This window comes from Domibacillus antri, from assembly GCF_001936625.1.
Taxonomy (GTDB): Bacteria; Bacillota; Bacilli; order Bacillales; family Domibacillaceae; genus Domibacillus; species Domibacillus antri.
Genome location: NZ_MSDU01000003.1, coordinates 268,746 through 280,101, shown reverse-complemented (window position 1 = coordinate 280,101; position 11,356 = coordinate 268,746). Strand labels below are relative to the sequence as shown.

At 44.0% G+C, this 11,356-nt stretch carries 12 protein-coding genes and 1 riboswitch; of the genes, 6 read left to right on the top strand and 6 right to left on the bottom strand.

The window, feature by feature from the left end; genetic code table 11:
• Positions 1-2: 2 nt before the first annotated feature.
• From BTO30_RS01575 to BTO30_RS17325, 5 genes are all read left to right on the top strand, one after another.
• Positions 3-359 (top strand): hypothetical protein, encoded by a 357-nt coding sequence (locus BTO30_RS01575; RefSeq protein ID WP_075396947.1) that lies wholly within the window; start codon positions 3-5, stop codon positions 357-359.
• Between the two features lie 223 nt (positions 360-582).
• Positions 583-1,011: a transposase gene (locus BTO30_RS01570; protein ID WP_075396946.1), complete on the top strand. Its 429-nt coding sequence runs from the start codon at positions 583-585 to the stop codon at positions 1,009-1,011.
• Between the two features lie 23 nt (positions 1,012-1,034).
• Positions 1,035-1,487, top strand: coding sequence for a hypothetical protein (locus tag BTO30_RS01565; RefSeq protein WP_143331888.1), 453 nt, complete (start codon positions 1,035-1,037; stop codon positions 1,485-1,487).
• Positions 1,484-4,084: a MinD/ParA family ATP-binding protein gene (locus BTO30_RS01560; RefSeq protein ID WP_075396944.1), complete on the top strand. Its 2,601-nt coding sequence runs from the start codon at positions 1,484-1,486 to the stop codon at positions 4,082-4,084. The genes BTO30_RS01565 and BTO30_RS01560 overlap by 4 nt, the downstream gene beginning before the upstream one ends.
• Positions 4,085-4,477: 393 nt before the next feature.
• The gene (locus tag BTO30_RS17325) at positions 4,478-4,627 is read left to right on the top strand and encodes a hypothetical protein (protein WP_169829340.1); all 150 of its coding nucleotides are present in this window, start codon (positions 4,478-4,480) and stop codon (positions 4,625-4,627) included.
• Positions 4,628-4,848: 221 nt separating this feature from the next.
• On the opposite strand, the gene BTO30_RS01555 is transcribed toward BTO30_RS17325, so the two are convergent.
• The 6 genes from BTO30_RS01555 to BTO30_RS01530 form a co-directional block, all read right to left on the bottom strand.
• Positions 4,849-5,736 (bottom strand): hypothetical protein, encoded by an 888-nt coding sequence (locus BTO30_RS01555; protein WP_075396943.1) that lies wholly within the window; start codon positions 5,734-5,736, stop codon positions 4,849-4,851.
• Positions 5,737-5,746: 10 nt separating this feature from the next.
• Complete coding sequence (locus BTO30_RS01550) at positions 5,747-6,805, bottom strand: hypothetical protein (protein WP_075396942.1); 1,059 nt, start codon at positions 6,803-6,805, stop codon at positions 5,747-5,749.
• A 290-nt stretch (positions 6,806-7,095) separates the two neighbouring features.
• Positions 7,096-7,614 carry a hypothetical protein gene (locus BTO30_RS01545; RefSeq protein ID WP_075396941.1) on the bottom strand — a complete coding sequence of 173 codons (519 nt, stop codon included), beginning with the start codon at positions 7,612-7,614 and terminating at the stop codon, positions 7,096-7,098.
• A complete protein-coding gene (locus tag BTO30_RS01540; protein ID WP_245796293.1) occupies positions 7,611-8,099 on the bottom strand; it encodes a sigma-70 family RNA polymerase sigma factor in 489 nt (162 codons plus the stop codon). The genes BTO30_RS01545 and BTO30_RS01540 overlap by 4 nt, the downstream gene beginning before the upstream one ends.
• Positions 8,100-8,412: 313 nt before the next feature.
• A complete protein-coding gene (locus tag BTO30_RS01535) occupies positions 8,413-8,745 on the bottom strand; it encodes a hypothetical protein (protein WP_075396939.1) in 333 nt (110 codons plus the stop codon).
• A 12-nt stretch (positions 8,746-8,757) separates the two neighbouring features.
• A complete protein-coding gene (locus BTO30_RS01530; protein WP_075396938.1) occupies positions 8,758-9,189 on the bottom strand; it encodes a hypothetical protein in 432 nt (143 codons plus the stop codon).
• Positions 9,190-9,348: 159 nt separating this feature from the next.
• Positions 9,349-9,436: riboswitch (cyclic di-GMP riboswitch) on the top strand.
• 12 nt (positions 9,437-9,448) lie between these two features.
• Between BTO30_RS01530 and BTO30_RS16800 the strand changes: the two genes are divergently transcribed.
• Positions 9,449-11,332: a S8 family peptidase gene (locus BTO30_RS16800; protein WP_083632252.1), complete on the top strand. Its 1,884-nt coding sequence runs from the start codon at positions 9,449-9,451 to the stop codon at positions 11,330-11,332.
• The last annotated feature ends 24 nt before the right edge of the window (positions 11,333-11,356 follow it).

Sequence of the window (11,356 nt, the reverse complement as noted above, 5' to 3'; positions counted from 1 at the left end):
ACATGAAAGCAAAACTGTTAACCGGCGCACTGACTTCTTTCTTGTTCGTGGCCGGCTGTGCATCGGATGAGGAAACACCGGAGGAAACCCAGCAGGAAACGGCACCGGATGTGGAACAGAATGAAGACTTGACGAAAGCGGTAAAGGATGAAGACGGCGTGATGGACGGCCAAGTGTATGAACAGGACGGCTCAGCCATCGGCACACTTCTGCTTGATAAAGAGGTAAAAGATGCGGATGCAAAGGCACTTGCTGAGAAATATGCGGAAGAGATTAAGCAGGAATACCCGGAATTGCCGGTGAATGTGCAGGCGGTTCGGAACGGCAAAAATGTGGCGAATATTCAGCTGGAGAAATAATCATAAGGGAGTCAGCATGTCGATGCTGCTTCCTTTTTTGCTGTTTGTTAAATTTGAAATTTGGGTGTCAGTCCCCCACTCGGCTAAAGTGAACTAAAGGACAGGGAGTCATAAAGGGCTCTCTGTTTTTTTCTTATTTTGTGGATGGTGTGATAGAGTGGAAGTAACTTCTTATGCTTCTTTTCATCCTCGTTTTTGAACAATCCCCGAAAGAGGTGTTTTTGTGTCTCGCAAGCCGCGTATTGGGTATCCAGGGGCGATGTATCATATTACGAGCCGCGGTAACCGGCGGGCAGCGCTGTTTTATGATGCAGCGGATCGGCTTATGTATTTGTCCTTGTTTGAAGAAGCACGCCTTCACTTTCCCTGCATCCTGCACTCCTATTGCCTCATGACGAACCACATCCATCTTCAGCTCGAAACGATTCACCATCCACCCGGGGACACGATGAAATTTCTCAACTTTCGCTATGCCAAATATTTTAACCGTCGCTATGGCTATTCCGGCCATTTGTTTCAAGGAAGATATGGCGCTGAGCTGCTGGATTCCGCTGCGTATTTTCTGGAAGTGAGCCGCTGCATTCACTTAAACCCGGTGGAAGCCGTGTATTGGGGGTCTGACACCGATTTTCTAGCGTGCTATAATAAATAAAATACATATAATGTGAAGGTGAAGTGGATGAGGTGCTAACGGTAAAAAGAAAAGAATTGGAAAAATCGTTTCGCAGACATCTCACTGTGTATCGGCAAGCCGGCGGCACAAAAAGCCAGAGTCATCGGCTTTTATTATTTTACGGGATCGAATGTGGTTTAAAAGCGCTCCTTATTAGAAATATTAAAAAAGATACAACGGCCGAGTTGTTTGATTATTTCGAAAGTGAAAATGGCCGCAAGTTAAATGGCCATGATTTGAAAGAGCTGCTGCTGTTCTTTCGAAAAATCCCTTCAGCGCCACAGTTCAACATAAAGTCTTTCCCCAATTTTCCGTGTCATGGAAATCAAGCTGCTCCTGTTTCAAAATACAATGAAGTCTGGCGGTATGGTATAGATTCTGACAGCCGTTCGCAAAAAGATGCGGAAGAAATATTGATAGAGATTGCTTCGCAGATAGAGGAGGAATTGGTATGACGGTTTGTTATAGCTGGCAGGACGTGGAGGCTGTATTTCAACAAGGTTATAAGGAAAAGTGGAGTGATATATGGAAATCGGTCACGGTTTATCAGGATGAGGTTTTCATTCGCGTTGACGCTGATCACCTGGATGAGGCGGAGAGCCTTTCTCTTCCCCATTTAAAAGAATTGTTCGGCGGAGGATTCCGGGATCAGCGGATTCTTCTGCATTATGGCGGGAAACATTTGCCGGTTTATTTTGAAGAAGCCGAAAGCGACAGTGCCGCTCCCCGGTACATTCCGGTCTTCAAGCAATTGAAAAAAGCAGCCATTAAACGGGAGCCCTTATCCGGAAAGCCTGTCATTGCTTTTCATTCTTATAAAGGAGGCGTTGGACGCACGCTTTCTCTTTTAGCGTTTGTGCGGGCGGTCAAGAAGAAAGGGAGTTACAAGAAGCTGTTAATTATTGACGGAGATACGGAGGCGCCGGGATTATCGTGGCTGATGCAAAAAGAGTATTCGTTTGACTTTTCTTTTTATGATACATTGTCACTTCTTCATGAACACACCGATTGGCGGTCGGGGGTGCTTTCGTTTGTGAAAGAAAAAATCAGCCAGGTGCCTGTTAAAATACCGATTGATGATGTGTTGACGGAACATTATTTTCTGCCCGCTTATCGGGAAGATTATCAACTGCTTTCTCCTCCTGTCACACCGGAACAGGTTGTACGGGGAAGAGGGAAAGAGTGGGTGCTGACGGACTTTTTGTCTGCTTTAGGAGAAGAACTTGGAGTGGATGCGGTTATTGTTGATTTGCGTGCGGGTATTTCTGAATACTCAGCTCCTTTTCTGCTTGATCCGGCTGTTCGGGATATTTTCATTACATCCACATCGCTGCAATCAGTAGAAGGGACGAAGAAGATATTAAATTTTAAAGATAATAAACGCGTTCTGCACAAGGAAAAGAACCAATTTCATTTTTCTCCGATTATTGGCGTTTCAATGGTGCCCGAGGATATTTTGGAAAGAGAAAAGTGGCGGCTGTATCAGGAATTCGGCCAATACTTTGATGAATCTAAAGACGAACTTTTCAATATCCGGTTTATGAAATTTGCTCAAGAATTGATCCATTTAGATTATTTGGATTCAATCGATCGTAAATTATCAGGAACCTCTATGGAAAAAGAATGGATCTCTATCGTGGAAGATTACTTTAGCCGGGAATCTGATCAGGCTGCGCTTACAATGGAAGAAAGGGAATCCTTTTTGAGCCGGCTTTACAGTTTGGGAGACCAAATGGAGTTCGCGGAAAAGTCGGACGTGCAATCGTTTATGAAAACGTCCGCTCTTAAACAATTAATGGCGAAGTATCAATTTGATGTTCCAAAAGCTGTTGTCCTTGGAACGAAAGGGTCAGGTAAAACATTTAACTACATCCAGCTCATTCAAGCTCGCACATGGGAGAAGTTTTCAACTCATGACCATGATCAGGAAACCATCATTGTTCCGGTTATGTATTCATCTTCTTTAGAAGATAAAGCTCTGGAAAAAATAAGATCCCAGCTGTCATTTATTAATGATCGTTTGCAAACAAATCTCACAATTCAAGACTTAATTGAGTTCACAAATGAAATAAAAGAAGAATCAGCCCGGGGAACTTTCTCGGAAGTGGCCTGGCAGCAATTTTGGGAACAGCAAATGATTCGGTTACTGGGTGCTTCATCTCTTCAAGAATTGAATCAGTTTCTTCAAAAGAAACAGAAGCGGATTTTATTTATTATGGATGGTTTTGAAAACGTGTTTCAGGATATTGTCGAGGATCATGCAGCATCGATCAAGGCAATCAGAGGGATATGCGAAGGGCTGATGAATGAGTGGCGGTCAGATCCGGAGACCAATGTCGGCTTAGTGGTTTTCGCACGAACAGATTTTGTTCAAAAAGCGATTAAGCAAAATTTTGCTCAATTCCGGTCTCTCTATAAGTCATTTGAATTAAGATGGACGCATACAGAAGCGTTAAAACTGGTGCTCTGGATGGCCCGTCAATGTGACGAGCGGAACTATTCATCCCCTGTTGAGCTTGATGATATGGGAAAGATGATGATCGAAGAGGTGCTGTATCCGCTTTGGGGCAGAAAGCTGGGGAAAGAGCAGTCGAGAGAAGCAAAAACAGCCGAATGGGTTTTGTATGTTTTAGCAGATTTTCATGGCCGCCTTCAAGCCAGGGACATTATTCGGTTTCTAAAATATGCGGCTTTTCATAGTCAGGGACAAACAGCCTTTTTAGATCGAATGCTCGTTCCAAAAGCAATCAGGAAAGCGGTAGCTTCCTGTTCAGAAGGGAAAATAGAAGAGTTGAAAATGGAAGATGCTGTGCTTTCTACCATTTTTGATAAAATGAAAGACATGAACCCGGATGATAAAACGATTCCTTTTGAAGTAGAAGACCTGCAATTGAGCAGTGGAGAAGTGGAATTTTTAGTGAGTAATGGATTTTTGGTTTATGATGAGGAAGGCTGTTATCTGCCGGAAATCGTTTCGAAAGGGCTTGGTTTTAAGCCAAGCCGCAAAGGAAGAACAAAAGTGCTTCAATTTACAAGAAGTAAAGAATTGTAAAATTGGTGTCAGACCCCCAGCCCTCAATTGATTATGCAGTGCTTACAGCGTCTTGAAATAGATGGAGTCGCTTTTATCCTAGAGGACATTCATCTTGTATTCATATTGCCGGTCAAAATCTCCCTTACAGCACTGCAACGTTTGCGGGTTTTGACAATTATGTAGCTGGATTGATTCACAAGAATGCTTTTTGTTAGAAGTTATGTGTCAGTCCCTGCTCTAGTGGCGATTCCTTTCTGAAAGTGAAAAGCTTCGTGGAGAGAAATCTCTGCGGGGCTTTTTTTCTGTTTTTCAAATGAGCAGGATAAAATATGATGGAATGAAAGTGCAACTGAGTTCGTTAGGGTGGTTGGTTGTCACGCTTCTTTCCGTTTCGGAAAGGAGGTGATGATCATGGAAACATTTCTTGAATTTCTTCGTGAAATTTTGAAGGGAGTCGTTCGCGAATGTGCAGCGTATCTCTTTAGAAAAAACGTTTTAGAATACAAGAAAACCACCCTACGCCGTCGCAAGCTAAAGGGTGGTTCTCGAAAAAACAAATAGCTTTTTGACAACCACCACCCTGACGGTAGAGGTTGCGGAGAGAAGTGTTACCAGCACTTCTCTTTTTCATTCTATGTTGTGTATATAATGATTATACATATATTAATGGTATTTCACAAGGGAACTAAATCGGTGTCAAATCGGTGTCCGACCCCCGGCACGGTGATGCGTCACTATGCTAAAGTTCTGAAATGACTCGCTGTTTTTTGCTGTTGTCGATATCATGTAAGTGAAATTAAAATTCCAGATTTATCATCATGTTGTTTTAATCTCGGATATTCATAGCAAGAAGGGTCGCTCTCTTCTATTTTGATAATTTGATCAGCCAGGTGGTGTAGTCCCTTTTCAAATGCCATTTGGGCGCTTTTCAGCCACTCGTCTGATTGGGAAGGGTGCTCTTTTTTTGTGTGTATTTTTAGTCCGTCGGAAAGCAAAAGGATCTTCTTTGCATCCAGCAGGGGCAATGATCCAGTTTCCAGAAATCCGGCAGCTTCGGGGCTGCCGTCGATAATACCGTAGCCGTCTTCCGTATTCAGTTTATCCCGGTTTGTCCGCAAAAGCGGGGCGATTCCTGTTCGGATTTCTTCAAGGATCTTTTTCATTTCTTCCATTGATAATTCGTTAGGATGTGTTTCTGTTTCCGCTGCTTTCTGTTCCCATAGCTGCTGCATTTTTCTAATGGACAGCGCATCGAGTTTATCGATTTGGTCAAATGTGAGCATTCTGATGGAATGATTTTTGTATTGAACAAACAGCATGCAGTCACCGGCAGATACAAAATCCATCGTACGGTCTTGGAGCTGGATGGCGGCTAATCCGCATGTGCTTCTCTCATATTTAGGAATGGAAGAGATACTGCGGCATGTTTTTTTTTCAACAGCTTCGCCCAGAAGTTTATTACCGGTTATGACCTTTTGCAGCAAGGTTTGGTCTCCGGGCGTGTCCAGAGATTGTTTGACAATTTCTGCAGCCATGCTGCCGGGCAAGCCGCCCAGCCCGGTTGCCCCGTCCATGACAGCAAATAGCTTTTTCTGTTCATTCATCACATAGGCATCTTCATTGATGCTGTGCTGGCCTCGGATATAAACGCTTTCGATGTGCAATTTCATTCGAACACTCCTACTGTTTAGTGATATAAAAAAGCAGCGCCGCTCCAATGAGAATAACAGCAAAAACAGAGATAAGGATAATTTTAGAGCGGTTTTGGTTTTTTGGCTGGAACAAGACGCCCAAACCTGTATAAGTTAATAAAATACAACCTGTTAAAATAATAATGAGAAGGGCGCTTTCCATAAAAGGTTTATCATTAATCATATTTAACGAGCCGATCGTTAAACTGATGATGGCAACAAAGAAGCCGAGAAGCTGAATATTTTCCGTTTTCATTTTATCCATAGAATCTTCAATGCGCTTTCGTGATTCTTCCAGTTCCTGTTTGGTGGTGATCAGCTGCTTTAAGATAACATCGGAAGATTCAGCCGTTTGGATTCTGATAAGATGGGACTGATAGTCATTGATTCTCAGGGCATAATCGCTTTTATGGGATTTTTCCAAATCAATGGCTTTATTGATGGCATTTTTTGCTTGTGAATATTCTCTGGAAATGGCTAAAAGGCGGCCGCGGGTACAGTGAAATTTGGCATAGCTGCTGTCCAGAAGCATAATGGTTTTCATTTTTTCTTTTGCATCATCCAATACACCATCGCTTATTTCAACTTGATTTTCGATGGCATTGATGACTGATTCCACATAGCTGTGAAGGATGCCAACTTGATGAGGCAAATTGGCAACAGCCTGGCGGGAGTAATAGATTGCGCTTTCCATCCCTTCTAATGTATCGAGCTGTTTATGATAAAGAGCTGCGATATGTGGATAAAAAGGTTCCTCTGAAAAAAACATACCCATTTCATCGATCAGTTCTTTATATTTGCTGATGTTCTTCATCCTTCTGGAATAAATGCAAAGCAATACAAAAGCGGAGAATTGGCTTTTTTTATGTTCGGGGCTATTTTGAGCCAGCGTGTTTTTCAGCCATTTGTAAATATGTTCGAAACTTTCATTTTCCAGCCGGTCCGAAACGTAATCGGTTATGGCGGTTTCATAAGCCCGCAATGACGAATCAGGCAGACCGGATGCAAATTCCATAAAATCATTAACGGGTGATAATACCTTATTCATGTTTCAAGCTCCCACTCAAAATGACATTTTTACAATTATAGCACATTTGGGTGTCAGGACAGAGAGTCGAGGAGGCTCTCTGTTTTTGTTCCTTCAAACTGGATTAGGGCCGGAAAAAGACAGTCGCGGGCCGAATTTTTCCAAAAAAGGCCGGAAACCAATCTTAAAGGCCGGAATCACTGAAAATTCGGCCCTCACCTAAGGAATACGGCCCAAAATCAGAAAATCCGGCTATAGAAACGCAGAAAGGGATGTCTCGATGAACGTTTGAGACATCCTCTTCCTCATTATTATTTCATCAGCTTGTTTAAAATGCGGGTTTCGCTTCTTTTACAGGCAATCACGCCGCTCACGAAAAAGGCATCTTCGAGATCACAGTCCTGATGGAAGGGATCATGGAAGTCGTACAGATGCGGGAATAGATGGCCGTTTTTTTCGATCCAGATTTCTTTTGTTTTGAATGAGACGTCGATGGTCAAGCGGCGCGTCCGTTTTGCCAGGTAGTAACAGAAGCCGGTTTCAGAAAAAATGGCTTTCGGGATATGGTTACGAAGCCGCGCGCCTTGTGCGCTTTTTGATTTTGAGTAACGCAAATAAAGGTCGGCATCTAAGATCCAGATCGGGCGGACGCCGGCAAACGTGTACTGATCCTGATGTTCGTACCACATGTTGAGCGGCATTTTTTCATCGAGATAGATGAAGGCCCACTGTGAACCATCCGTGTGATTCACGCGGATGTCGTCTCCTTTTTCAATTTGGGCATCCGGGAACTGGTGGATAAGCCAGATATGCAGGGCATGCCTGCTCATTTTACATCACCAAACTGCTCCTGAAGCTGCTGAATGGCGCTCATTTGCCATTTCCGGACGGCGGCGGGCGAAACGTTTTCGCGCCGCGCGATGTCCGGATTGGTGAGGCCGTTTATAATGGATAATTCATACCATCGTTTTGCCCGGCCGGTTAAATGGGCACCCGCCGTTTTGGTGAGTGTGGTTTCTTCAGGTGTTGGTCTGGAATCGATTCCTTCAAATAGGACAGGTTCGCCGGTCAGGACGGAATGGTCGCTGAAGGCGGCGTCTTTCGTCAGGGCGTTCATGACGCGCCCTTGAATGTACGCGTATGCAAAAGGCGGAAATTCCCCTTTTGAACTGTCGAATTTTGTGTATGCTTCCCATAGAGCGATCAACCCTACTTGGTGGTAGTCTTCCTTGTTCTTGTAAATGTGCAGCTTGTTCAAGATGCGGTGAATCATTGGATTGTATTGCTGCGCGATTTGTTCAAATTGCATGGTCATGTCCAATCTGACTAGCGCGCCAGCCGGGTTTTTTCCCGGGTTATGTCGAGCATATAGGAAATTGGTTGTATATGTAAATGCATTGAAAATTAACCAATTTACATACTTTTATAGTAAAAAAAGTTTATTTGGGTAAAATTGGTTCATGTGAATAGAGTCTGATAAAATAAATCGAAGTCGTTTGGTGAAAACGGCGATTTTAGCGCGTTTTTTGCTGATAAATGGAGATTATTAAGAGATTATGATGTTTTTGTAAAGTTTTGGATTTCGTGATATGAAACATTATTTGGACAAAAATAGACTATTATAATACTTATAAATAGTTTGGATGATTCGGAACTTTATGATTATTTTGCGGCGGGCATTCACGAAAGCCGTGGCAGCCATGCGGAAAATAAAACTTCCCGATCCGCACACGCCGGCCTGTCTCATAATCTGGATCATTCAAGCGCTGCACGGCAGTTTCATTCATCGGAAACCATGCTTCCGGTTCGGTCCCGCCAATCGACCGGACGGCCATAAAGTGAGCCATATCGTGAAACAGCTTCATCGGCTGCGGAGAATCACCGATAAAAGAATCGCGTTGATCGTTTAATTCTTTATGTGCATTAAAAATGAGCCAGAGAAAAATCGGGTCCCAGTTCATTGAAATGACCGCTTAGCTGAACAAGTAAAAATCACGTTTATTGAGCGGCACTTTCCCTTCTTTAAATAACCCTTCCTCTTTCATCATTTCCGCCAGAATTTTGGCGAACTCATAATATTGTCCATACGCAGTCCGTTTGTCCTGAAGCATTCGCCGATAGCCATGTGCATGGATCATCACCGTTATCATATTCACCGTATTCCGCGCGGCCGCCATCCGCTCTGGACGGATGAGCCGGCCTTCCACTGAAAACCCGCGGCCGCTCTGCAGATGCATATCAATCAGATTGTACACATCCTGAATATGAATACCGCCGTTTTCCGACTGAGGACATCGCTTGATAATCTGCTTTAAAGCCGGCCAGTCATAAATGTCCCGTAATTCTTTGATGCGCTCATCGGAATAAGGAACCCCGCTGGCATCCTCGCCGCTGATTAATAACAACAGCTGCTTAACCGAATGCTTTAATGTAGAAGATGCTCCTGTTATGATATTTTGGGAATTTACGTAAATATATTTTATTAATTTATAAAAAAGCTATTAATCTTATTTTTGACCAGCCGATATACATCATGTAAATGGCCCTGTTTTCTGGAAAAAAACATCATGAAAAGGCAAATCTGCAGAAATGCAGAGACGCAAAGCTATAGGGGCTAAGCCGGGGAATAGGGTATGCCAGCCAGTTATCGAAGGGAGAAAAAGGGTGAAAAAGGTTTTATCTGGTTTTTTAGCCGGCAGTTTAGTCATTGCATCAGTTCCTTTTGTTGTATCAGCGCAGCCTGTAGATGAGCAAAAGGTGATTGTTGTGTTTGAAGATAAAGTGGATAAAGAAGCTGTTGCGGACGCCGACGGAGAAATTAATCGTACTTTTAAAAATGTGCCTGTCGCATCGGTCACCGTTCCGGCGGATGAAATAAAAGAGTTGAAAAACGATCCAAGTGTCAAGCGGGTGGAAAAAGACATTCTTATTCATACATCGGCCCAAACGCTGGATTGGGGAATACAGGCAACCAATACACCGGCTGCATGGAATGCGGGTTTAACAGGAAAAGGAATTAAGATTGCGGTTGTGGATACGGGTGTTGCCCCGCACGACGACTTAGTCATTGCGGGAGGTCAATCGTTCGTGGATTATACCGCTTCCTACAGCGATGACAATGGCCACGGCACACATGTAGCAGGAATTATTGGTGCAGAAGATAATCAATTTGGCACAAAAGGGGTGGCGCCTGATGCCGACATTTATGCAGTCAAAGCGCTTAATAAGGATGGTTCAGGCCATTTATCCAGCATTTTAGCCGGAATTGATTGGGCAATCACAAACAAAATGGACATTGTCAACTTAAGCTTAGGGACGCAAACTCATTCTGACATTTTCAAATCAATGGTGGATAATGCCAATGCCAATGGCGTCCTGGTTGTAGCGGCAGCGGGAAATGACGGGACAGCAGACGGCAGTGGAGATACAGTCGATTATCCGGCGCGTTATGAATCTGCGATCGCTGTTGCCGCGGTTGATTCTTCTTATAATCGTGCGTCTTTTTCTTCTGCCGGAAGTACGGTTGAAATTGCGGCACCGGGCGTATCGATTGTTGCTCCTTATTTAAATAACGGATACGCGAGATCGAGTGGAACATCGATGGCCGCGCCATATGCGGCAGGGGTATTAGCCCTTCTGAAACAAGTGAATCCAACCATGACAAATGCAGAGCTTCGTTCCAAGTTAACGGAATCAAGTAAAGATTTGGGCACAGCGGGAAGAGATCCATTTTATGGTTTCGGTTTAACGCAGGCGCCAGCCGGCAGCTCGAAATCAGCGAATCAATCTGCTGATTTGAGCCCTGTTACGGGTTTAACGGCCAACATGCAAAGTATATCAGCTTTACCCGGAGAAACGAAATCGCTAAGTATCGTTGCTGCGCACCAAAATGGCCAAAAAACAGATCGTACAAAAGAAGCGGTGTGGAAGTCTGAAAATACTAGAATAGCAACAGTTGAAGGCGGACAGGTAACTGTACTGCGATATGGTAAAACAAATATTGTGGCAAGTTTTGAAGGAAAAACAGTTAAGATTCCCATCGATGCGGGCATTCGCCACCTATCAGCAAGCACAAGCAAAATATCCGGCAAACCGTCCGAAACGGCATCCGTCATGTTGACAGCTGTTCTATCCGATGGGAGCAAAGCGGATGTCAGTAACATGGCGGTTTGGAAATCAGCGAATACGAGTGTCGCCACTGCAGCAAATGGTGTAGTGACCATCAATCAATTTGGCAAAACCACTGTTTCAGCGGCTTACGGAGGCAAAACGGTTCGGATTGCGGTAGACGCCGGGATTCGCAGTTTGTCGGCCGATGTACAAAAGGTGTCTGTCAAGGCAGGACAAACCGCTAAAGTCACTTTAACAGCAACACTCGCCGACGGCCAAAAGGTGGATGTCAGCCCCGAAGCCGAGTGGAAAACGGCAAACGCGAGAATAGCCACGGTAAACAAAGGAGTCGTAAAAATAAACCGAACTGGTAAAACGTTTGTTACGGCCAGTTTTGGCGGGAAAACGGTTAAAATCACAGCGGAAAGCAGAAGATAGAATGCTGTTTTTTGGCTTCAAGGA